At 52.4% G+C, this 22,575-nt stretch carries 22 protein-coding genes, 6 pseudogenes, 1 riboswitch and 1 other annotated feature; of the genes and pseudogenes, 22 read left to right on the top strand and 6 right to left on the bottom strand.

Going from position 1 to position 22,575, the window contains the following annotated elements:
* The first annotated feature begins 395 nt into the window (after positions 1-395).
* On the top strand, positions 396-1,184 hold the full coding sequence (locus KWG61_RS12310) for a metallophosphoesterase (protein ID WP_242744015.1): 789 nt from the start codon (positions 396-398) through the stop codon (positions 1,182-1,184).
* 230 nt (positions 1,185-1,414) lie between these two features.
* Positions 1,415-2,185, top strand: a complete 771-nt coding sequence (locus KWG61_RS12305) for a hypothetical protein (RefSeq protein WP_242744013.1) — start codon at positions 1,415-1,417, stop codon at positions 2,183-2,185.
* Here the strand turns inward: KWG61_RS12305 and KWG61_RS12300 are convergent.
* Positions 2,175-3,148: pseudogene (locus KWG61_RS12300) on the bottom strand (L-lactate dehydrogenase). The gene KWG61_RS12305 and the pseudogene KWG61_RS12300 overlap by 11 nt on opposite strands.
* Positions 3,149-3,499: 351 nt before the next feature.
* Positions 3,500-4,378: a S1C family serine protease gene (locus tag KWG61_RS12295; RefSeq protein WP_242744010.1), complete on the bottom strand. Its 879-nt coding sequence runs from the start codon at positions 4,376-4,378 to the stop codon at positions 3,500-3,502.
* An 895-nt stretch (positions 4,379-5,273) separates the two neighbouring features.
* On the opposite strand from KWG61_RS12295, the gene KWG61_RS12290 reads away from it, so the two are divergent.
* The 6 genes and pseudogenes from KWG61_RS12290 to KWG61_RS17735 all read left to right on the top strand — a co-directional run bounded on the left by KWG61_RS12290 (position 5,274) and on the right by KWG61_RS17735 (position 9,219).
* Positions 5,274-5,552 carry a hypothetical protein gene (locus tag KWG61_RS12290; RefSeq protein WP_242744008.1) on the top strand — a complete coding sequence of 93 codons (279 nt, stop codon included), beginning with the start codon at positions 5,274-5,276 and terminating at the stop codon, positions 5,550-5,552.
* A gap of 35 nt (positions 5,553-5,587) precedes the next feature.
* Positions 5,588-5,971: a hypothetical protein gene (locus KWG61_RS12285; RefSeq protein ID WP_242744006.1), complete on the top strand. Its 384-nt coding sequence runs from the start codon at positions 5,588-5,590 to the stop codon at positions 5,969-5,971.
* A gap of 96 nt (positions 5,972-6,067) precedes the next feature.
* Positions 6,068-7,006 carry a hypothetical protein gene (locus KWG61_RS12280; RefSeq protein WP_242744005.1) on the top strand — a complete coding sequence of 313 codons (939 nt, stop codon included), beginning with the start codon at positions 6,068-6,070 and terminating at the stop codon, positions 7,004-7,006.
* A gap of 127 nt (positions 7,007-7,133) precedes the next feature.
* Entirely contained in the window at positions 7,134-7,409 is a 276-nt protein-coding gene (locus tag KWG61_RS12275; protein WP_242744003.1) for a hypothetical protein, read from the top strand.
* 254 nt (positions 7,410-7,663) lie between these two features.
* Positions 7,664-7,828 (top strand): hypothetical protein, encoded by a 165-nt coding sequence (locus KWG61_RS12270; protein ID WP_230267472.1) that lies wholly within the window; start codon positions 7,664-7,666, stop codon positions 7,826-7,828.
* A gap of 318 nt (positions 7,829-8,146) precedes the next feature.
* Positions 8,147-9,219: pseudogene (locus tag KWG61_RS17735) on the top strand (NADP-dependent isocitrate dehydrogenase).
* Positions 9,220-9,469: 250 nt separating this feature from the next.
* Here the strand turns inward: KWG61_RS17735 and KWG61_RS12255 are convergent.
* From KWG61_RS12255 to KWG61_RS16480, 4 genes are all read right to left on the bottom strand, one after another.
* Positions 9,470-9,730, bottom strand: coding sequence for a hypothetical protein (locus KWG61_RS12255; RefSeq protein WP_242743998.1), 261 nt, complete (start codon positions 9,728-9,730; stop codon positions 9,470-9,472).
* Positions 9,727-9,870: a hypothetical protein gene (locus tag KWG61_RS12250; protein ID WP_242743996.1), complete on the bottom strand. Its 144-nt coding sequence runs from the start codon at positions 9,868-9,870 to the stop codon at positions 9,727-9,729. Before KWG61_RS12250 ends, KWG61_RS12255 begins: the two co-directional genes overlap by 4 nt.
* A gap of 201 nt (positions 9,871-10,071) precedes the next feature.
* The gene (locus tag KWG61_RS16485) at positions 10,072-10,425 is read right to left on the bottom strand and encodes a citrate/2-methylcitrate synthase (protein WP_256460884.1); all 354 of its coding nucleotides are present in this window, start codon (positions 10,423-10,425) and stop codon (positions 10,072-10,074) included.
* A gap of 53 nt (positions 10,426-10,478) precedes the next feature.
* Complete coding sequence (locus KWG61_RS16480) at positions 10,479-11,396, bottom strand: citrate/2-methylcitrate synthase (protein WP_256460692.1); 918 nt, start codon at positions 11,394-11,396, stop codon at positions 10,479-10,481.
* Positions 11,397-11,548: 152 nt separating this feature from the next.
* On the opposite strand from KWG61_RS16480, the gene KWG61_RS12240 reads away from it, so the two are divergent.
* From KWG61_RS12240 to KWG61_RS16715, 14 genes and pseudogenes are all read left to right on the top strand, one after another.
* Positions 11,549-13,471 (top strand): aconitate hydratase, encoded by a 1,923-nt coding sequence (locus KWG61_RS12240; protein ID WP_230267466.1) that lies wholly within the window; start codon positions 11,549-11,551, stop codon positions 13,469-13,471.
* Between the two features lie 314 nt (positions 13,472-13,785).
* Positions 13,786-13,892: riboswitch (TPP riboswitch) on the top strand.
* 438 nt (positions 13,893-14,330) lie between these two features.
* Positions 14,331-14,550 (top strand) — a binding site (T-box leader).
* A 164-nt stretch (positions 14,551-14,714) separates the two neighbouring features.
* Positions 14,715-15,839: an ATP phosphoribosyltransferase regulatory subunit gene (locus KWG61_RS12235; RefSeq protein WP_230267464.1), complete on the top strand. Its 1,125-nt coding sequence runs from the start codon at positions 14,715-14,717 to the stop codon at positions 15,837-15,839.
* A pseudogene (gene hisG / locus KWG61_RS12230) lies at positions 15,836-16,470 on the top strand (ATP phosphoribosyltransferase). The gene KWG61_RS12235 and the pseudogene hisG overlap by 4 nt, the downstream one beginning before the upstream one ends.
* Positions 16,463-17,785 (top strand): annotated as a pseudogene (gene hisD / locus KWG61_RS17730) (histidinol dehydrogenase). The pseudogenes hisG and hisD overlap by 8 nt, the downstream one beginning before the upstream one ends.
* A 3-nt stretch (positions 17,786-17,788) precedes the next feature.
* Positions 17,789-18,883, top strand: a complete 1,095-nt coding sequence (locus tag KWG61_RS12205) for a histidinol-phosphate transaminase (RefSeq protein WP_230267461.1) — start codon at positions 17,789-17,791, stop codon at positions 18,881-18,883.
* Positions 18,876-19,453 (top strand): annotated as a pseudogene (gene hisB / locus KWG61_RS12200) (imidazoleglycerol-phosphate dehydratase HisB). The gene KWG61_RS12205 and the pseudogene hisB overlap by 8 nt, the downstream one beginning before the upstream one ends.
* Positions 19,450-19,767, top strand: coding sequence for a hypothetical protein (locus KWG61_RS12195; protein ID WP_242745746.1), 318 nt, complete (start codon positions 19,450-19,452; stop codon positions 19,765-19,767). The pseudogene hisB and the gene KWG61_RS12195 overlap by 4 nt, the downstream one beginning before the upstream one ends.
* Positions 19,668-20,093 carry an imidazole glycerol phosphate synthase subunit HisH gene (gene hisH, locus KWG61_RS12190; protein WP_242745696.1) on the top strand — a complete coding sequence of 142 codons (426 nt, stop codon included), beginning with the start codon at positions 19,668-19,670 and terminating at the stop codon, positions 20,091-20,093. The genes KWG61_RS12195 and hisH overlap by 100 nt, the downstream gene beginning before the upstream one ends.
* Positions 20,090-20,890, top strand: coding sequence for a 1-(5-phosphoribosyl)-5-[(5-phosphoribosylamino)methylideneamino]imidazole-4-carboxamide isomerase (hisA, locus tag KWG61_RS12185; RefSeq protein WP_242743988.1), 801 nt, complete (start codon positions 20,090-20,092; stop codon positions 20,888-20,890). Before hisH ends, hisA begins: the two co-directional genes overlap by 4 nt.
* A pseudogene (gene hisF, locus KWG61_RS12180) lies at positions 20,820-21,574 on the top strand (imidazole glycerol phosphate synthase subunit HisF). The gene hisA and the pseudogene hisF overlap by 71 nt, the downstream one beginning before the upstream one ends.
* Complete coding sequence (locus KWG61_RS12175; protein WP_367614209.1) at positions 21,571-21,834, top strand: hypothetical protein; 264 nt, start codon at positions 21,571-21,573, stop codon at positions 21,832-21,834. The pseudogene hisF and the gene KWG61_RS12175 overlap by 4 nt, the downstream one beginning before the upstream one ends.
* A complete protein-coding gene (locus tag KWG61_RS17725) occupies positions 21,750-21,923 on the top strand; it encodes a phosphoribosyl-AMP cyclohydrolase (protein WP_367614383.1) in 174 nt (57 codons plus the stop codon). The genes KWG61_RS12175 and KWG61_RS17725 overlap by 85 nt, the downstream gene beginning before the upstream one ends.
* Positions 21,913-22,092 carry a hypothetical protein gene (locus tag KWG61_RS16720; protein ID WP_305138075.1) on the top strand — a complete coding sequence of 60 codons (180 nt, stop codon included), beginning with the start codon at positions 21,913-21,915 and terminating at the stop codon, positions 22,090-22,092. Before KWG61_RS17725 ends, KWG61_RS16720 begins: the two co-directional genes overlap by 11 nt.
* Complete coding sequence (locus tag KWG61_RS16715) at positions 22,056-22,208, top strand: phosphoribosyl-ATP pyrophosphatase (protein WP_367614382.1); 153 nt, start codon at positions 22,056-22,058, stop codon at positions 22,206-22,208. The genes KWG61_RS16720 and KWG61_RS16715 overlap by 37 nt, the downstream gene beginning before the upstream one ends.
* Positions 22,209-22,575 lie beyond the last annotated feature (367 nt).

The raw sequence follows: 22,575 nt of genomic DNA, 5'->3' as shown, positions 1-22,575 counted from the left end.
CCATTCGGTTCAAAACCCATACCCAATCGATCGAACGAAGCTCCGAACGCCCGACGGTTTTCGGGGCTTTTCCTATCGAATGGTCTCTCACCAAGACAGGGGCAGAATTTGTTTATCATACGCCTGGCGGTCCAAGCCGTCTCTTAAAGGATCTGGATGGAACGGCGTACCGGCTGCGGCCGTTCGAGTTTACGTTCAGAATCCGACATTCCTGATGCGCAAATCGGATCGGAATAACAAAATTCAGTCTTCTGAATGACAGCGCTTACCGAAAGCAACGCGCGCCGATTGTCAAGAATGGTAAGTGCTTACATGAGAATTTTGTGCAAAATGTGTAAAAAGGGGGACATTCGCTTTTTTTCGCTATCGTTATATCGATCTTCACTTTTGGAGAGATGGAGTGCGAAAAGAATCATGGTTTATGTAACAAGCGATCTGCATGGAGCCTTCGATATCCGGAAAATCAATCCGAGAGAATCGGAAGTCGCCCAGAAAATGCAGGCGGGGATTATCTCATCGTCTGCGGCGATTTCGGATGCGTCTGGGACGGGGCGTCCAATGACAACTTCTGGCTTAACTGGCTGGAATCTCTGCCCTGGACAACTCTGTTCATCGACGGCAATCACGAAAATTTCAGTATTCTCAATGCCTACCCGCAGGAGGAGTGGAACGGCGGAAAAATCCACCGCATCCGTTCAAATGTGATCCATCTGATGCGCGGCGAAATTTATCATTTTGACAATAAGACCTGGCTCGCCTTAGGCGGCGGCTACAGCCACGATCATGCCTTTCGCAGCGAAGGCGTGAACTGGTGGAAGCAGGAAATCATGAATCAGGAAGAAGCGCAGCACGCGCTCGACAACCTGGCCAAAGCCGGCTGGAAGGCGGATGTGATTCTTTCGCATGACGTGTACGCCTCCCATCCTTTAGCCAATACGTATGAACTCGAGCTCGAACGCTATGAAGCCGATCAGGTTCAGCAGCTCGAATTCCTGGAAGAAATCCGTAAGAAGACAGACTACAAAATCTGGCTTTGCGGCCATTACCACAAGGATCTGCTGACGTTTACCGACGGCCGTCCCTGCCGCATGCTCTTTGATGACGTGCGTACGATCGATGAACTGCTTGAAGAAAGCCAGAAAGCCGCTTCGGACAAAAAGCCGAATGCCCCTCGGAGAGCGTAAAGCCGGCGGTTTCAAAAGGCAGCGCGCTTGCTTCGTGCTGATGCATGTAAAGCCAGCTGGCCAAATCCAAATCGAAATCCCATTTTATTTCCATACCCGCATATCAAGGACAGACGCGAATTTTGCTCTGTCCTTTTTGTCTGGTCCTTTTGATCTGGCAAGGGATCTGACGAAAATCATACAAGGGCACCCAGAAGAACATCGTTTTACGCGCGTGCTAGTCTGAAATCATGAATACAGATTTATACCAGACACAAGAACGTCCGGGCTGGACCATCGCGTTTGTAAGCCGCGGATGCCGCAAGTATCTGCAGAAAAATCCTGCGCTGACTTCGAAAATCGCGGATGTTCTTTCCCGTCAGGGTGAAAACGGCTTTTATCACGCCAAACTCGCTTCCAGAAAGAAATGGCAGGATCTGCCGGTTCTGGAATGTCGGATCAACGATCCCGCCGTTAAAGCATGCCGGGCCGCATTTGCCGTTAAGGATTCCACGATTTATGTTCTCTATCTTTCCGGAACGCTTCTGAAAAAGAGTTCACGCAGGAGATGGATTCCTTTTGAAAGGGGAAGCGGCATGAAAATGATTTCCGTACGTGAAGCACAGGTGAAATGGATGAACGCTCCCAAATCGAGCCGGCTTTCCTCGCTTCGCCTTCTCACGTTTAAAAAGGACCGCTCGGTCTGCCTGAAAAAGAAAACGGTCAGTTTCTTCTTGTTGAAGACGGCTATCTTCATCAGGAAATCGAACTGCCTGCTGACGGCTATAAGAAACTTCTCAAGCAAGCCTTTGCCCGGGAATTCCCGCGCAGCAGCCGGCTGTACATTCAGGAAAACTGAACGAAGGGATCCCCAAATCATTCATAGCGCTGTATGCAGAAACAGGCCGCCTCTTTTCGAAAGAGACGGCCTGTCTGACTTTATGGATAGTGAACTTGTGATTTGGATGGAACAGGGAATGAATCATGAACCGCTGGATTCAGCTCATGCGTTTAGTCGTTGAGATCGATGATGTCGCCCAGGTTTTCCTGAATGGTCTTGACCAGCGTATCGAACGAATTGTTGAAGCGATTCTGATCGTTTTCGTTTAACGGCAGCGTCAGAATCTGCGTCGCTCCGTCGGATCCAATGACGGTTGGCGTACCGATGAAGTAGCCGGACTTGCCGTATTCGCCGTTCTGATAGGAAGAAACGGGGAGAATGCAGCGCTCGTTGTTGAGGATCGCCGTAACGATTCGGCGCAGAGCCAGGCCGATTCCGTAATACGTTGCTTTTTCAGATCAATGATTTTGTACGCCTTATCGCGGACGTCTTCATAAATAGTCTGCAGACGGGCGAGAGAAATGTTCTTTTCATCGAGGTATTCGAGCAGGGACTTGCATCCGATGTAGCTGTTGGTCCAGCTGATGAAGGACGAGTCGCCGTGTTCGCCCAGAATGTAGGCGTGAATATTGGATGGCGCAAAGCCCAGTTCATCGCCGAGTTCTACTCGCAGGCGCGCGGTATCGAGAACGGTACCGGAACCAATGACGTGTTCCTTCGGCAGCCCGGACGCTTTCCAGGCGACGTACGTCATGATGTCGACCGGGTTGTTGGCAACGAGCAGAATGCCGTTGAATTTGTTTTTCTTCAGTTCTTCGCAAACCCCTTTGGTGATCTGCGCATTAATTTTTACCAGTTCCAGACGGGACTGTCCCGGACGCTGCGCTGCGCCGGCGGTCAGAACGACCACGTTGCAGTATTCCGCATCCGCGTAGGAGCCGGAGTAGACTTTCATTTTTGTGTCGGCATAAACCAGACCGTCGGTCAGGTCCATGGCTTCGCCTTTCGCCTTGTCCGCATTCACGTCCACCAGAACCATTTCGTCGATTCCTTTTTCATGAAGCATGGAATAGGCGAAGGACATTCCGACAAAGCCGGTTCCGACCAGCATAATTCTTCGTTTTGAAATCAGATTGTCTGCCATGAGTTAACCTCCCTTAATTACTGACTCCATTATAAGTCCGGACAAACTTCTGATCGTCCAAGTGCCCGCCTAAACGACACGAAACGTGAAATAATTCACAATTCAGTGGATTTCCGGGAAATGATAAACGCTTGCCCAGTGAGTAAAAACAACACTTCCCGATAAAATTTCTGCACAGGTCGAAAAAGGAATTGTCCGAACAAAGACAATTGAGGAGATTCGGGAAGGAAGGCTGCTGCAGGTCAAATGCATTCAGAACCGATCAAAGCGGGTCAAAGAAAAAGCCATTGGCAGCGCATAGCCGCCAATGGCAGGAAGGGATGAACAGCAGGGTTTATGTAAAGGGAAGGGTTAGTCTGCGGGGCCCTGGAGCGTGAGCTTCAGCGTCTGCTGCTGGCCGTCGCGTTCAACGACAATTTCAACTTCATCGCCGATTTTATGGCGTTTGAGGATGTTGCGTACATCCGAGGAAGAAGAAATTTCTTCGCCGTCAAACGAGATAATCTTGTCGCCGTATTTCACGCCGCCGGCATCTGCGGTTCCGCCCGGAACGATCTGTACAACGTATACGCCTGGATCAAGCGAGTTGTAGTTGAAGTAGCTGTCGGTGATGTCCTGCAGGCTGACATTCAGAACTGGACGGGAAGTGACTTTACCGTTGCTGATGAGATCGTCAATGACGTTGGTGACATCGCTGATTGGAATGGCGAAGCCAAGACCTTCAATACCGGTATCGGACTGCTTGGCGTTGACAATGCCGATCAGATTGCCGTTGGCATCGAACAGACCGCCGCCCGAGTTGCCCGGGTTGATGGCTGCGTCGGTCTGGAGCAGCGTCATCGTTTCGTTTTCAATCGTGATTTCACGGCCGACTGCGGAAATGATGCCGGTTGTAACAGTGCCGCCCAGCGAGCCGAGCGGATTGCCGATCGCGATTGTCGCTTCGCCGACTTTAATGTCATCGGAATTGCCGATGGTGGCTGCCGAAAGGCCCTGCGCATCGATTTTGATGACGGCGATATCCGTCTGCGGGTCGGTGCCGCAAAGGGTAGCCGGGTATTCCTTGCCGTCAAAGGTCTTAACGGTAATCGTATCCGCATCTTCCACAACGTGGTTGTTGGTAACGATGTAGCCGTCTTCGCTCAGGATAACGCCCGATCCGGCGCCCTGCGCGGTGTACTGGCCGAAGATGGAGTTGCCGGAGCTTACCGATTCCGTCGTAATTTCCACAACGGAAGGACGGAGCCTGGCCACAACATCCGATACATCGGTTACGGTGTAGCCGGCTGTCGAGGTTGAACCGTTCGAGGACGAATTTGCGGTATTGTCCGAAGTTTTATAAGCCGGCTGCGAAGGCTGGCTTGCCGCATTTCCAAAATAGGAACCCGCAAAGCCTGCCGCGCCGGAAAGAAGAACCGTGCAAAGGCCGATGACCGCTACACTGGTGTAAATCTTACGGTTGGAAGACTTTCTGTTCGGTACTCTTGGGGTGTGTTATTTGCCATACTAAACTCCTTTCGATATGAATTTTTCCTTGGTTATCTTTGATGGTTTCAGTATATCGCTCTGTTTTAAAGCAAGCTTAAAGATGCCCTTGAACCATTTTGTAGGAAAAAATAATCTTTCACGGTACAATGACGTTCTGTATGCTTTTCGCATCACGCCTGTAAAAACATACTGCAAGTCCCCGGTGCGCAAAACCCCAGAAGCGGTTTGTGAAAACGGGAGTTTGCAGCGGTACGGACGGGCGATCCGGCCGATAAAGAAAGGCGTTTCGCGCTTTTGCGATTTGTTCATGTGAGAGTGCAAAAATGGCGAGAATGATATACTAATAAGGAAAGAATGGATTGGAGGCTACGTATGTCCAAAAGATACAGCTGCGAACAGCACTGAAGAAATTGTAAAACCAGAGCCTGCCGCAAAAGCGAGTGCCGCTTCGAAGAAAAGCACCCCGCAAAACCGGCAGCTTCCAGAAAAGCTCCCGCAAAAGCATCTGCCAAGGAAGCCGCAGATTCCGATAAAAACCTGTAAAAGCCGCAAAAGCGCCAGCGAAGAAAGCTGCTGCTGAAAGGCAAAACCAGCCGCGAAAAAGACGGCTGCCAAGAAAGCCGCAAAACCGGCTCTCGTGGAAAACAGCGATCAGACCCAGGCAGAAATCAATGCGAACATTGATATGCTCAAGGCCGAAACCGCAGGCGGCGTTGCCTACGAAAAGGCTGTAGATGCCATCGTAGACAAACAGCAGGAAAAGGTGGCAGAAAAAGCTGTTGCCGCAAGCGATCAGACCGTTGCCGAAGTGAATGCTGCCAAAAAGTTCTCGCTGAAGAAACCAAGGCCGGCGTGGAAGTTATGGAAGGCATCGCAGCGGAAGCCAAAAAGTCGCTGCGGAAACCGTTATTGCTGATGAAGCCGCAGACGGTGTAAAAATCATGGAAGGCATTGACGCCCTGGCCGAGAAGAAAGCTGCTCCAAAAACAAAAAAGCCCCCGCAAAAAGGCTGCTGAAAAGAAAGCCCCCGCTAAGAAAACGACAAAGAAAGCTGCCAAAGCATCTGCCGCTGTCGTAGAAGCGTATGAAGAAAGTCAGAGCGATCAGACGAAAGCGCAGATCGAAGCCGGTCTGAACGCCACAGGCGCCGAAGTAAAAGCCGGCGTGGAAGTCATGGAAGGCGTCGCGAAACTCACCGCAGAAGAAACTCCAGTCCGCGCAGAAGACGCAAGCCGTAAAGTGCTCGCGGCCAAAGCGGCTGCCCATACGTTCGGTCAGGTAAACCTCGCTGCCCGCAGCGCCAAGCGATTCTGCCGAAGCCAGGAAAACCTTTAAGAAACCGGCACGCAAAGCTGCTAAGAAAGTCGAAAAACCGACAAGGAAGCCGCTGCGGAAGCCATTAACAAGCTGATTCCGGAAATTGTATCCAACATGGATCCGGAAACTGCCGCCAAACGCTGTGAAGAAGCCGCTATGGCCAGCCGTAAAGTGCTCGCTTCCAAAGTGCGCCCGGCCAAAGGCGCTGCCAAAGCCGCTATCACACATATGAGCGCGGAAGAAAAAGCGTTCTACGATACGCTCGATGACAATACGCTCATGGATATGATGTCCGCTGTAGGCGTCGATATGGATCTCGATACGCTGCTTGGCGAACTCACCCGTGCCAAGAGCATTGAAGAAGCCGTAGACGCGTACGAAAAACTCGCCGACAAGACCGAAAAGAAATACGTATTCGAAGTCGACGGATTCTCGAAAAACGTGATCGAATACCTCTGCGACCGTCTGACTGCCCGTATTCCGAATAAAGCCGAAGACAACCGCAAGCTTGCTGAAAAGATCGCGAAGGATGTCGATCGCATGCTGATCAACGAAGGCATCAACGACTCCGCCATTTACAAGGATCTGTTCGATGATGTACGTCAGGTTCTCGTCTATGCCCAGCAGAACGGCATCGAATCCCTCGAAGAAATGGAAACCATTATCCCGGCGGATCTTCACGGCCTGCTCGACCGCTTCATGACCGTTGCCTACACGATCCTGGCCGGCTGGCAGTACAACGATGTGAAGTACTACGAAGGCTTCCTCTATGGCGTCATGGCTCAGTTTGAAGACCTGGCGTCCTGGCAGAACCGCGCCCTCATGGATATCGCCGACCTGTACATCAAGCACGGCGACTACGCCAGAGGAAACGACGGCTACTCTTACGTTCTGCGTGAGAACCAGCTCAAGGATCAGATTTACTACCGCTTCGCCAGCGTTTACGAATCCTTCGATCTGCAGAGAGCCAAAGGCATCGTCCGCGATGCGCTCCGCGTCATTGACGGCCGTTACGACTACTATCCAAAACTGATCGAGATTCTCGAGAAGTAATATTTTCTCATTCTGAAATCCCCAGTGCCGGACAGAATTGCGTTTCTTTCTGTCCGGTTTTTCTTCAATGTGGGGTACACTTAACACGACACGCAAGTCCGAACACAAATTAACAGGAGGTCAGATCATGTCCACTTCAAGTTCAAGCAAGATCCCAGCCTGGATCATTTCCTGCCTGGAACAGTATGGAAACTGTGCCTGTGGCTACCGCATTACCAAACAGCTTGGCAAACAGGGGCTTCTCGATACCCTTGAATCCATGGGATATCCCTATGAGCTCGAGATTATCGGCGAGCCCAAGGAAGATGAAGAACTCCCCGCAGACGGAACGTATATTCTTACCCTGCACAAACCTTCTTCTGCTTCAGAAGAATCCGAAGAGGAAGAGGAAGCGCAGGAATAGCGATCTCACTGCTCCCACAAGAAAAGAGACGGTCTTCGGACCGTCTTTTCCTGTGGGCGGAAACGCGCAGCGGGGAGATCAGGAAGGCATTGCCGGGCAGACTTTCGATCGTGTCCGTAAGGGCGCCCCGAATCATGGTAAAATGAGCGAAGACAAGTTTGCAAAAGGATCTTTCCAATCCGTCCTGCGGACCTTCCAATCGAAGATCTGCTGGAATGCATACAGAACGAAAAAACGGAAAGCGGGGAGAGTATATGGCCGAGCCGAAAACCAAAATGGAAAAGGATCTGGAACGAAATGAAATCGAACTTCTCAAAGAAGAAGTCGCTTCTTTGAAAAAGGTAAAAACCGGATGGATGATCGCAGCCATTATCAGCTTTGCGCTCTTCGCCATCACGCTTGGCATTCTCTTTGCGTAGGCGATCCAGTCCGAAAACAGACGTTTAATCTCAGGAAAGAAAGGCGGACCAGAACGGCCCGCTTTTTGTATTTTGGAAAAGAGTACTCAAAACCCATGGAAAGCCAGTCGAAACAATGGAACCGGCCCCGGCAGGTTTGAAAACCATTTTCACTCTGATTAGAATAAATGCGTTGTGAGGAAAATTTATGAAAATTCAGATGAAAATACCGCTGGTCGAAATGGACGGCGATGAAATGACCCGCGTACTGTGGTCTCAGATTAAGGAGATCCTGATTCTTCCGTACGTGGATCTGAAGAGCGAGTACTACGACCTTTCCTGGTCAACCGGGAAGCGACGAAGGATCAGGTCACCATCGATGCAGCGCTGGCTAACAAAAAATACGGCGTCAGCGTCAAGTGTGCGACCATTACCCCCAATAAGCAGAGGGTTGAAGAATACGGCCTTTCCGAAATGTGGAAATCGCCGAACGGTACGATCCGTGCCATTCTGGATGGAACCGTCTTCCGTACGCCGATCATGGTCAGCTCCATTAAGCCGGCTGTTCGCACCTGGGAAAAGCCGATCACGATTGCCCGTCACGCTTTTGGCGACGTGTACCGGGCTTCGGAAATCCGCGTAGAAGAACCCGGCGTAGCCCGTCTTGTCTTTACCGGCGATTCCGGCATTGAAATCGAAGAAGAAATTGCCCGTTTTGAAGGCCTGGGCGTTTTGCAGGGTCAGTTCAACAAGGATTCTTCCATTTATTCCTTCGCGCGCAGCTGCTTTGAATTTGCGCTGTCCGCCAGACAGGATCTCTGGTTTTCCACAAAGGATACGATTTCGAAAAGTACGATCACCGCTTCAAGGATATTTTCCAGGAAGTGTACGACCAGGAATACCGGGCCCGGTTTGAAGCGGCTGGAATTGAGTATTTTTACACGCTGATCGATGACGCGGTTGCCCGTGTCATCCGCTCGAAAGGCGGCTTTATCTGGGCGTGCAAAAACTACGACGGCGATGTCATGTCCGATATGGTTTCCACCGCGTTTGGCTCGCTGGCCATGATGACGTCCGTTCTGGTTTCTCCGGACGGCAACTACGAATACGAAGCTGCACACGGTACCGTCACCCGGCATTACTATCGCTATCTCAAAGGCGAAGAAACGTCCACCAACCCGGTGGCTACCATTTTTGCCTGGAGCGGTGCGCTGCGCAAACGCGCGGAATTCGACGAGATTCCCGAACTGATTCATTTTGCGGACGATCTCGAAGAAGCGACGCTGCAGACGATTGAAGACGGCGAAATGACCGGCGATCTGGTCGCGCTCTGCGACCGTCCGGCCACTAAGCTGAACTCGACCGAGTTCCTGCAGGCGATTGGCCGCCGTCTCGAAGCCCGCATCGGCTAAAACGAAAAGATTAAACGCCCATTCGAACGCAAAACGACCGCGACCCGGAACAGTCCGAAATCGCGGTCGTTTTTCTATGTGCAGAGGGTAAAACAAAATCCAGAACGATGGAAACGCCATGAAACGCAGGAAACCGCCGTATGGATTCGGCCGCTCTTGCATGCCGCTGTACTAATGAATCGTTTTTCCAAATTCGAGAAGTGCGCGCATTCCATTTTCGTGATAGGGCAGATTTTTTCCTTCTTGTTAATCATCCAGACGTATTTTTGCCGGCTTTGGTCGTGATGGTAATCGCGCGGGCAAAGGGCAGAAAGCCGTTGGCGGGACGGTTTTTGAAGGAAGCGATGTCTTCGCGCAGAAGACGGATGCCTTTTGTGGTGGAAAGATCCATGCGTGCTGCCGCGAACACGCCGTCGCGCTTGTTTTTGCGAACCAGCGGAAGCAGGTTCAGGCCGTCATCGCAAATCTGCACCAGATAGCCCCCGTAGGCGGAATCGACATCCGAAGTCATGGCTGTGCCGGCGCCCCTAAAATCATGGCTGTCGTAGGCCAGGTCGAATAAACAATCAGATAGTCTTCCTTTCCTTTGGGAAGATGACTGCTCTTAAATAAGTCTTTGATTTTCTCTTCAGTATTAAAATCGTCAAGCATAATAAATCCGCCTTTCGTACTCTGACCAGTATAGCAGAAACCAACGGCCAGAAAACGTCTGTTTTCCATCGGTAAGCATTGCCAGGATGCATCCAGACGAGGCCGCAAAAATCCTTTTGTCTTCGAAAAACTCTGCCTTTTCAAAAGAAAAACGCATCGTCTTTTCCTGAGAGTTCCGGGACTGGACGATGCGTACGAATTTTACTGGGTTTCGCCGGGCTGTTTTGTCCGCGCCTCTTGCAAGACTTTCGGAACACGGTGTTCGCCGACATAAATGTTGGCTGGTCGAATCAGCTTGCGATTGTTCTGCCGGTTTTCCAGATGATGGGCAATCCAGCCGGCGCAGCGGCTGGTCGCAAAGAGCGGGGTAAAGAGCGACTGGTCGATGCCAAGCATGTGATAGGCAAAGCCGGAATAGTAGTCGACGTTGGCGCAGACGTGCGTGCCCTTGCGCTTTTTCATCGTGGCGACCGCCGCTTTTTCAAAGCGGTCCATCAGTTCGAACGTTTCCAGTTCGCCTTTTTCCTGCGCCAGCCGGCGGACTTCTTCCTTGATCAGCTGACAGCGCGGATCGCTTTTCGTGTAAATGGCGTGGCCGATGCCGTAAATCAGACCCGAACCGTCGCCTTCTTTTTATCGAGAATGTCTTCGCAAAGCTGAAGCACGTCTTCATCGCTCGAATCCTTGTTCAGCTTTTTCAGAAGCATCTGCGTCTGTGCGCCGACTTTGCCGGCGGCACCGCCATGCTTCGGTCCCTTGAGCGAGCCGATGGCCGCGGAAATGCACGAGTAAATGTCGGTACCGGTGGAAGAAATGACGACATCCGCGAAGGTGGAGTTGTTGCCGCCGCCATGATCCGCGTGCAGCATCATCAAAACGTCCAGCACTCTGGCTTCCTGCTTCGTGTAGGGCTGGTTGTCTCTGGCCATCCAGAGCACGTTTTCCGCAAAGCCGGCGGCGGGAAGGGGATAGGAAGAAATTTTCTTATGCGAGTAGACCGAGAACACGAAAAGAGGCAGAGAAGAAAGAATGCAAAGTCCCTTCATCATGCGGTCCTCCAGCGTATCGGTATCGGGGTTGTGATCGAGGCCGTACAGTTTGAGAACTTCGATCTGCATGGCGTTAAGCAGATCCTTGGTCCGGTACGTTTCAAAAACGAGACTGCTCGAAAAGTGATGCTTGATCGCGTACTGAAATTCTCCGAGTTCCGCCGGGCTGGGCAGCTTTCCGAAAATGAGAAGAAAAGCGGCGGTTTCGTAGCCGCGGATTTTTGAATCGAGCTTTTCCATGGCGACCAGATCCTTAATGGAGTAGCCGCGGTAAATCAGCTCGCCGTCGATCGGGCGCTTATGGTTTTTGACCATCTCGTAGCCGATGACATCGCAGATGCGGGTCAGGCCGACTTTGACGCCGGTGCCGTTTTCATTTCGCAGCCCCTGCTTCACGTGATAAATGGAATACAGATCCGGCTCGATCGAATTGTCCGGCAGACAGTCGCGATAAACTGCTTTCAGAGAAGTGCTCATAAAAAGACCCTTTCTTCGCTCAATGTTTGAGTCAGTATAACAAAGTGAAACACATTTCAAACATTGAAAACGGGAAATCGGGTTTTTCAGAAAGAAAAACTTCCGTTTACAACCGATTTGATATCATTAGAAGAAAAATGGAAGGGACGACTATGAAGAAGACTCTGACTCAAAAAATTCTCGATTCACACGTACTCAACGATGCCCATACCCCGGGCACACCCGCGGATCTGCGCATTGATCAGACCCTCACCCAGGATGCAACCGGCACGATGGCCTACATTCAGCTCGAAGCCATGGGCGTAGATCAGGTGCAGACGGAACTTTCCGTTTCGTATGTCGATCACAACACGCTCCAGTCCGGTTTCATGAACGCGGATGACCATGCCTATCTGCAGTCTGTAGCCGCTAAGCACGGCGTTCTGTTTTCCAGACCCGGCAACGGGATCTGCCATCAGGTACATCTCGAACGGTTTGCCCGTCCGGGCAAGACGCTGATCGGTTCGGATTCCCACACCCCGACGGCCGGGGCCATGGCCAGCTTTGCGATGGGCGCCGGCGGCCTCGATGTTGCCAAGGCGATGGCGGGTCTGCCTTATACGATTGCCTATCCAAAAGTCGTTGAAGTGCGCCTGACGGGAAAGCTTCCCCATGGCGTTTCGGCCAAGGACATCATTCTTGAACTTCTGCGCCGCCGCAGCGTAAAGGGCGGCGTAGGCAAAGTGTTTGAATATACCGGAGACGGCGTAAATTCGCTTTCGGTTTACCAGCGCGCGACCATTACGAACATGGGCGCGGAACTCGGCGCAACGACATCCATTTTCCCTTCGGATGAACGCACCCGCGAATTTCTGAAGCGACAGAACCGGGAAGAAGACTGGATCGAACTGAAAGCTGACGAAGGCGCCGTTTATGACGACGTCGAAATCATCGACCTGTCCACGCTGGTTCCGGCTGCCGCCTGTCCAAATTCTCCGGACGCGGTCAAATCCATCGAAGAGCTCGCCGGAAAGAAAGTCGATCAGGTCGCTATCGGCTCCTGCACCAACTCTGGTTTTGAAGATCTGATGAAAGCTGCTGCCATTCTTGAAGGCAAAACGATTGCGCCAAACGTTTCACTCGTCGTTTCGCCGGGCAGCCGTCAGGTTCTCATTAAGCTGATGGAAAACGGTGCGCTCCAGACGTTTGTCAAAGCCGGCGCGCGCATCCTCGAATGCACGTGCGGTCCCTGCATCGGCATGGGCCAGTCTCCAAAAAGCGAAGGCGTCTCTTTGCGTACGTTCAACCGCAACTTCTACGGCCGTTCCGGAACGAACTCAGCGGGCGTTTACCTCGTTTCGCCCGAAACCGCCGCGGCCAGCGCGATTGCCGGCGTGTTCGCCGATCCGCGCGCGATCGACTATCCGGACAGCGATTTTATTGAACCCGTTTATATCGACGATTCCATGATTCTTGCGCCAAGCGAGCATCCGGAAGACGTGGAAATTGTACGCGGCCCCAACATTAAGCCGCTTCCGATCAACGATCCGCTGCCGGATGCGTTCGAAAAGAAAGTCGTCATCAAGCTCGAAGACAACATTACGACCGACCACATCGCTCCAGCCGGTGCGGAAGTGCTGCCGTATCGTTCCAATATCGAAAAGCTGTCGACTTTCGTGTTCCGCAACAATAAGGAAGGCTTCGACAAAATCTGCAAAGCCAATAACGGCGGTATTATCGTAGCCGGCGAAAACTATGGACAGGGAAGCAGCCGCGAACATGCGGCGCTCGCCCCGATGTATCTGGGCATCAAGGCGGTTCTGGCCAAATCGTTTGCGCGAATTCACCTGGCCAACCTCATCAACTTCGGCATTCTTCCGCTCACCTTCCAGAATCCGGAAGACTATGACGATATCGACGAGATGGACGTGCTCACGTTCGAAAATCTGCACGACCTCGACCCAGAACAGGGACTTCGCGTCATCAACCAGACCAAAGGCCATACGTATGTTCTCAACAGTCAGTTTGGACTGGAAGATCTGCCTACGCTCTATGTGGGCGGCACGCTGAACTATATCCGCTCCCAGCAGAAATAAAGAAGACTCTGCAAAGCTCAGAAAAATGCGTCGGACGTTCATCCGGCGCGTTTTTTCTGGGCTGGACAAGCCATCGCCCAATCGCTCGATTTTTCGGTTTTCCGTCTGTCCGGATTTTGCCTTCACGGCTTTTCTGTGGTATCGATTCTTTATCCTGTCCGATCCGCTTTGCGGAGGGCATGATTTGAGACGTACGGATTATGATGTCTGCTGCACTGTCAGAGAAAGCGCTTAGAACGGCGACCGCCGCTCGGGAAAGGCTGTATGGTACGCAAAGCCTTTCCTTTTTCACATAGAGCCTACAATAAAGAAAACGAGAACAGCACGGGAGCTCACAAATGAGCTGAGAGGGAGCTGGGCGCTCCGACCGCTAACCTGATTTGGATAATGCCAACGGAGGGAATTCTGCAGAAATAATCGCGGAGACAGCCGAAGGCGCTGTTTCCGTTTTTTCATGCAGAAAGGAGGCGTACACCCGGCTTTCGCACACGCGAAAGAGAGAAATAAAACGAGAAATCGATAGCCTGTCCCCGCTTCTGCTGCTTTCGTGCGGCCGGATCGCACTGAAGACAGACTTTGCGCATATTTTTACTGCCTTTAAAAGAAAGCGGCCAGAAGGGCAAAGGGAAAGCGTCTTTGCCTGAGGGAGAATCGATTTGTTCGAGCAGGAAGTTCTCAGCCTGGGAACTTCTTTTCTTTTGGATGGAAAGTGAAGACACAGCGGTCAAAACGTCTTTGAAGAACGCACAAAGCGTCTGAAAAATGTAAGAAAATGAAACATTCGCCGGAAGACCTTTGTAAACTGCGGGAGGGAAAGTTGACACCGCACAGGGCGATTTATAAAATCTGGAATAAATTCACAAAGGCGCAGAAGGGCACCAGTACATCTTTGAACTGAGCAGAGAGCTTCCGTACGGTGAAAGGAAGACAGAGACAGGATGGAATCACAGCCCGGAGCCGGATTCAGGAAATGGGATCCCGGATGTCTCCGTTAAAGGACAGACTGTCTTTTCAGTTGCAGAGGCGTTCTTCGCGAGGAGAACGTAAAAAGGTGGGATCACGATACTTTCGTCCTTTGGGGTGAAAGTTTTTTGTTTCTACGGCTGGATTTTGACGGATTTGAAAAATTCAAAACCGTCTGGACAGTCAGAAATTTAAGCCAGAAACGCCAGGAATGGCGTAAACCCGTAAACGATCAGAACAAAGGGATGGATCTTTAGATCCATTCCGGAAAGGATTTGTCATGGAACTGAGAACCCCGTTTGGATGTCGAGACGCGCTCTCGCGCGATGTGCGCAAGCAAAAAGCCTTATGTTCGCAGATTCTCGATGTCTTTGATGCCTTTGGCTTTGAAGAAGTCAGCACGCCGGCGATGGAATACTACCAGACGTACAATCAGGCGTTTTCCAATCTCGAAGACCGGCAGATGGTCAAGCTGTTCGACGAAAACCAGGATATTGTCACGCTCCGAATGGACATGACCATTCCGATCGCCCGCATCGCCGCGACCGCCCTGAAAAACGCGGCTCATCCGCTGCGTCTGTCCTATTTGAGCGATGTGTGGAAACTGCGCAAAGCCTATACCGGAAAAGCCATTCAGACTCTTGACTGCGGCGTCGAACTGATCGGCAGCACCGACGATCTGCAGGTTCTGATCTGCGCGCTGGAATCGCTCAAGGCGCTGCAGTCGTACGGTCTGAAAGACTGGCGTCTGGAAATGTCGGATGCGCGTCTGCTTTCCGACGCGGCCCGTCTGGTTTTTGATGACGAAGACGATATTGCGACGCTCGCGGATCTGAGTGATAAGAAGTCGATGGTCGAACTGCAGAACTTTCTCGATGAAAAGCATCTCGACCAGAACATACGGCGCTATTTCCTGCACCTTCCGCTGCTCGACGGCGGGTTTGAAACCCTTGAAAAAGCCAAGGCACTCGCCTTCGATCCGTCGACTGTAGCCGTTCTCGAAGAGCTCGAAGCGACTGGTCGTTTTCTGGAAGAAGCCGGCTACGGCGAGATGATCGGCTTTGATCTGGGCAAGCTGCCGCATCTCAACTACTACACCGGCATCATTTTTGAAGCGTTCGTTCCCGGCGCTTCGAACGCGGTGCTTTCCGGCGGCCGTTATGACAATCTGATGAGCGCTTTTGGAAATTCGATGCCCTCCATCGGATTCGCCTTTAAAATCAATCCGTTAGTGGCTCTCCTTCCGGATCAGGAAGAGCGCCGCAAAATCGTGCTGGCCTATCCGCCGCACAAAGCCAGAGAAGCCTTTGCGGAGGCGGCGCGCATCCGCAAAAATTTCGCCGTTTGCCTGCTGGAAGAAGAAGGCCTGGAAGACATTGAAACCCGAATGGAGGTACGCCCATGAGTCTGACGATTGCGCTGACCAAAGGCCGGCTCGAAGACAAAACGCTGACGATGCTCGAAGAAGCCGGCTACGGAACCGAAAAAGTTCGCAACAAAGGACGGGCGCTGATTTTGCCCGATACGGTACACGACATTCGCTACGTGCTCGTGAAATCCAACGACTGCATTACGTACGTCGAGCACGGCGCCGCCGATCTGGGCGTCGTCGGCAAGGATACGCTTCTCGAAAACCCGGCGGACTATTACGAAATGCTGGATCTGAACACCGGCAAGTGCCGCTTCATTGTCGCGGCGCTGCCCGATTCGGATCTGTTTACCAAAAAGGACGCGTGCGCATCGGTACGAAATACCCGCACGTCGCCCGAGAATACTTTCTGAAACGCAACATGGACGTGGAAATCATCAAGATCGACGGGTCGGTAGAACTTTCGCCGCTGATCGGTCTGGTGGACGGCATCGTCGACATCATGGAAACCGGCAGCACCCTGAAAGCCAACGGCCTGCAGGTACTCGATACAGTCTGCGAGATTTCCGCGCGGGTCATTATGAACAAAGCCAGCTGGAAGCTGAAGAAAAAGGAAATTGAACAGGTCCTTCTGGATCTGCAGAAAGCGGTGAGTGAAAATGCTTAAAACCATTGGAAAAGACGACCGGGCTGAACTGAAAGCCTACCTTCAGAGCCGTGCGTATGAAATTTCGCCGGACATGCTGGTGAAGACCAGTTCCATCATTGAAAAAGTCCGTTCCGGCAAAAATCAGGCGCTCCACGATCTGACCCTTCAGTTTGATCGCATCGATCTGGACGATCCTATCGTTTCTAATGAAGAGCTCGAAGAGCAGGCGGCCAAAGCCGATCCGCAATTTGTCGCGGCCATGCAGGAAGCCGCCCAGAACATTCTGGCTTACCACGAAACGCAGGTGCAGACGCCGCAGTCTCTGGAAAAAGAAGACGGTGTATACCTCGGCTGGCGGGTGCTGCCGCTCGATGCGGTCGGCATTTACGTCCCCGGGGTCGGGCGCAGTATCCTTCTTCCGTATTAATGAACGCGATTCCGGCCAAAGTGGCCGGCGTTCGCCGCATTGTCATGACGACGCCTCCGGGAAAAGACGGAAAGATTTCACCCAACCTGGCGGCCGCGGCGAAAATTGCGGGCGTCACCGAAATTATCAAAGCCGGCGGCGCGCAGGCGGTCGCCGCACTGGCGTATGGTACAGAAACGATCGCGCCGGTCGATAAAATTACCGGCCCTGGAAATATGTACGTCGCTGCAGCGAAAAAGCTGGTTTTTGGAAAAGTCGATATCGACATGATCGCCGGACCCAGTGAAATTCTCGTCGTTGCGGACGAAAACGCCAATCCGGATCATGTCGCTTCCGATCTGCTTTCCCAGGCGGAACACGACCCGATGGCATCCTCGATTCTGGTCACCACCAGCGAACCGCTCATCGAAGCGGTCAATCAGGCGCTGCGCGAACAGACGGACGTTCTGCCGAAAAAGAAATTATTGAACAGTCCCTGGCTTCTTTTGGAACCGCCATTCTGACCGATACGATGGATGAAGCCATTGAAATTTCCAACGAAATCGCACCGGAACACCTCGAACTTCAGGTGGAAAACGCGATCGACTATTTGCCGCTCGTTAAAAACGCCGGCAGCGTCTTCCTCGGCTATACGACGTGCGAAAGCATCGGCGACTACTTCGGCGGCACCAACCACGTTCTGCCGACCAGCGGCACAGCCCGCTTCTCTTCCGCTTTAGGCGTCGACGCGTTTACCAAAAATCTTCTTATATGTATTACTCCGATCAGGCCCTTCAAAAGAATGGACACAAGATCATTCGCATGGCGCAGGAGGAAGATCTCGAAGCGCACGCCAACGCGGTGCGCATCCGCGTGCACGACGCGTCCGAAAACCAGGATGAGATCGAGCGCGAGGAAGGGGAGTAAGCCATGGGCTATACCTATGAAGCGCACAGCCACCAGGGCGTCCTGCTCAATGCCAACGAATCGTCCAGACCCTGGGATTCCCGCATCCTCGATACGTTTCACGCGCTGCTTCAGGAGAGCGCGCTTAACCGCTATCCCGATGACGACGCCATCGAACTGCGCAAGGCCATCGGGAAGCAGACCGGTCTGAAGCCGGAAGAAATTGTCGTGGGTAACGGCAGCGACGCGCTGCTGCAGCTGATGATTACCACGCTTTGCCGGGATGGAAAAACGCTGGTCATGCTCAATCCGGACTTTGGCATGTACCGCTTTTACGCCGGCTGCATCCAGTCCGATACGTGTCTGTATGATACCGCGTGGGACGGTTCGTTTGATCTCGACGATTTTGTCCGCTTCGCTAAAGAACACAATGCAGGACTTGTCCTGCTTTCCAACCCGAACAATCCGACCGGGCATCTGTTAACCCGCGAGGAAATTGACCGGCTGGCGACTATGCTCGATCCGATTGTTCTGGCTGCGGATGAAGCGTATATGAACTTCTGTGATCAGTCGGCTCTGAATCGGATTGAAAAACATGACAATCTGATCGTCACGCAGACGCTTTCCAAAGCCTGGGGTGCCGCGGGAATTCGGCTGGGCTATCTGAGCGCTTCGCCGCAGCTGCTCGAGAAGCTGGCTTTGTATAAAATCGTCTATTCGATTTCGACGCTTGATCAGCTCGCCGCACGTGCTGTTCTGGCCCATCCGGAAATCATGGAAGACTATCTGAACGTCATCGTCGACGAGTCGAACCGCATTCAGGACGAACTCAAAGCCCTCTCCTCTCTGGAAGCGGGCGAATTTCACGCCAATTTTTATGCGCTGCGTCCAAAGGACGATCCAAAATCGATTGAAGCGCTCGAACAGGCGTTTGAAGAGGCTGGCATTACCGTTCGTACGTACGGCAATAAGGAGCGCATCCGCATTACGATCGGCCTGCCCGAAGAAAACGACCAGGTTTTAGCCATTCTTAAAGCCTTTAATGACAGAAACGCAAACCATTCAGAACTTTCGAAGAGCGAAAATTTCGAATTTTCCAAAGGAGAAGAGCATGCGTAAATCGAATGATCGCCGTGTTACAAAAGAAACCCAGATCGAGATCGCGCTCGATCTCGATGGAACAGGCGAAGCCTCCATTGCGACGCCCATCGGCTTTTTAACCACATGCTTGAGCTGTTCGCCTTTCATTCCGGCATGGATCTGCGTCTGAAAGCGGACGGCGATGTCGATGTGGACGACCATCATCTGATCGAGGATACCGGGATTTTATTAGGAAGCCTCGTTCGAAATGCCCTGGGCGACAAGCGCGGCATTGCCCGCTACGGAAACTGCCGCCTGCCGATGGACGAAAGTCTTGCGCAGGTCGATCTCGATTTTTCCGGACGCCCGTATCTTGTACTGGACGTACAGTTTCACCGGGAATCGATCAACGGCTTTTCCACGGAAATGATTGAAGAATTTCTGCGCGCCTTCGCCTTTAACGCGGGGCTGACGCTGCATGTCCACGTGTATGGCAAAAACGATCACCACCAGATCGAAGCCATTTTTAAAGGACTGGGCCGGGCGATCCGTCAGGCCATCCGGATTGAAAGCGACCGTCTGCCGTCGACGAAAGGGGTGCTGGAATGATTGGAATTATTGATTATGGAATGGGCAACCTCCATTCCGTGACGTCCGCCTGCAGCCATCTGGGTCTGGAGACGAAAATCGGTTCTTCGCCAGCGGAGCTCGAAGACTGCTCCAAGCTCATTTTGCCCGGGGTCGGCGCGTTTGAAGACATGATCGGCGCTCTGCACAAAAACGGCCTGTATACATGGCTTCTGAAAAAGTCAAAGAAGATCGCATCCCGCTGCTCGGCATTTGTCTGGGCATGCAGGCTCTGTACGAGCGTTCGTTTGAATTTGGCGAACACGAAGGTCTTGGCCTTCTGCAGGGAAGCGTGAAAGCCATGGAGCCGATTGAATTTCATGAAGACGGAACAGCGATTACGCTGCCGGTTCCGCAAATCGGCTGGAACCGTCTGTACTGCGCTTCGAATTTTCCAATCGCGAAAGAAATCGAAGCCGATCCGTACGTATATTTCGACCACAGCTACGCGGGTATGGACTGGAATCCGTCCGAGCTGGCGGCGTACTGCAGCTATGGACCGTATACGGTTCCGGCCATCGTATGGAAAGACAACGTTCTGGGCTGCCAGTTTCATCCGGAAAAATCCGGAACGACGGGACTGCGTATTCTGGAATGGTTTGGAAAGGAGTTTGGCGCATGATTATTTTTCCAGCCATTGACATTCTCGGCGGCAAGCCGGTTCGCCTGCGTCAGGGCGACTACAATCAGGCCAGTCAGGTCGCTGCCGATGTGCTGAGCACCGCCGCTTCGTTTGAAAACGACGGCGCCGAGTTTATTCATCTCGTCGATCTGGACGGCGCCAGAGCCGGTCATCCCGTCAACGATGAACTCATTTTAAAAGCCGCAAACGCACTCCATATTCCAGCGGAAGTGGGCGGCGGCATCCGAACAAAAGCCGATGCGAAACGCTACCTCGATCATGGCATGCACCGCATCATTCTGGGCACAGCGGCTCTGGAAGATTTGCAGATGGTCAAGGACCTTTGTGAAGAGTACGGCGATCGGATCGCCGTCTCGCTTGATGCAAGAGACGGCCGGGTCATGGTCGCCGGCTGGCTCGAAGATGGCGGCATCGAACTCGATGACGCCGTAAAACAGATGGAAGAGGCTGGTGTTCAAACTTTGATCGTTACGGATATCCGCAAGGACGGCATGCTCATGGGCCCTTCCTTTGATCTGATGGAGCATCTTTCTTCCTTTACAGACTGTCAGCTGGTCGCTTCCGGCGGCGTCAGTCAGCTGAGCGATATTGAGCGTCTTGCAAAGCAGAATCTGTATGGCGCCATCGCCGGCAAGGCGATTTATTCCGGATCGCTCTCCTTAAAAGAGGCGATTGCGGCCGGAAAAGGCGTGGGGAGGATGCGTCATGTTAGTGAAACGAATCATTCCCTGTCTGGACGTACGCGATGGCAAAGTCGTCAAGGGCGTTCATTTTGAAGGCATTCAGGAAGTCGGGGATCCGGTGGAGCTGGCCAGAAAGTATAACGACCAGCGTGCGGATGAGCTCGTCTTTCTCGACATTACAGCCACCTGGCAGGGCCGCAAGACGATGGTCGAAACCGTAGCCCGCGTGGCTGAACAGGTTTTTATTCCGCTGACCGTAGGCGGGGCATTTCCTCGATCGAACAGATCCGTGATCTGCTCAATCACGGCGCGGACAAAGTGTCTCTGAATTCCGCCGCGCTCGATCATCCCGAACTGATCGAACAGGCCGCGCACATGTACGGTTCGAGCTGTATTGTGCTGGCGGTCGATGCCAAGCGGCAGCCCGACGGTTCCTGGCACTGCTACAAAGCCGGCGGCCGGATCGATACCGGACGCGACGCGATCGAATGGATTCGAGAAGGCGTGCGTCTTGGCGCCGGAGAAATTCTTCTGACGAGCATGGATGCGGACGGCACAAAGCAGGGCTTTGACCTCGATTTGTGCAAAGCCGTTCGAAAGGCCGTCAGCGTGCCGCTGATCGCTTCGGGCGGCTGCGGCAAGCTCGAAGATTTTGCGACAGTCTTTGAAGAAGACGCCGCGGATGCTGCCCTGGCTGCGTCGCTTTTTCACTACGATGAGCTGAGCGTAACGGATGTTAAAGACTATTTGAAAGGAAAGGGGATTGCGGTTCGATGACGGGCAAGGATTTCGATCTCGATTTTGAAAAAGGCGGCGGACTCATCCCGGCCGTTGTGCAGGACGCCAAAGATGGCACCGTTTTAATGGTCGCCTGGATGAATGAAGAAGCGCTGGAAAAGACGCTGGAAACGAAAAAGCAACCTTCTGGTCCAGAAGCCGCAATGCGCTCTGGATCAAAGGCGAAACGTCCGGCAATTTCCAGATCGTTCAGTCGATGTACAAGGACTGCGACGGGGATACGCTGCTCGTTCAGGTAGAAAGTACCGGTCCTGCCTGTCATACGGGCAATCGCACTTGTTTTTATCGCAAGCTGGAAAGCTTTGAGGAGAAAGAGCATGAAGAATAACGAAATGCAGGAACTGTACGAAACCGTCATGGATCGCAAAGCCAATCCGGAAGAAGGCTCGTATACGGCGTATCTTTTTGGAAAAGGCGAAGAAAAGATTCTCAAAAAGTCGGCGAGGAGTGCACGGAAGTCATTATCGCCTCGCTCAGTCAGGACAAGGAACATCTGATCGGCGAAATGGGCGATCTGCTGTATCATCTTTGCGTGCTGATGGCACAGAAGGATGTCAGCTGGCATGAAGTCGAAGCCGAACTCGCGAAGCGTTCGCTTAAAAGCACAATCTGAAAGCCGAACGCCGCCCGGTTGAAAACTACTAGGCATCCAGTTAGACTATCTATTCCAGACAAGAAATAATCTAGAATCGGAAGCCGTACAAAAGTGCCCGATTTCATCTCGTCTGTACAGAGAGCAAGACTCCTCTCTGAAATCCTGCGCGTTTCCCCGGGAAATGCGCTTTTCACGATACCGGCCTGCCTTGCAGGCTGCCGGAAAAAGCGGTACAGACAATCTTTCAAAATTGATAAGAATTTCACAGGATAAGTTTTGACACCAGACAGTAAACTGGAAAGCGAGGTGAGCGCATGGACTCGGCAATACAAAAAGACAAATCCTAAAGCGGTCTACAACGGATCAAAACGCCGGTCGGCTCCGT

Source organism: Allobaculum sp. Allo2 (assembly GCF_022701175.1).
In the GTDB taxonomy this organism is placed as follows: Bacteria; Bacillota_I; Bacilli_A; order Erysipelotrichales; family Erysipelotrichaceae; genus Allobaculum; species Allobaculum fili.
This window is presented reverse-complemented; position numbering and strand designations above follow the sequence as displayed.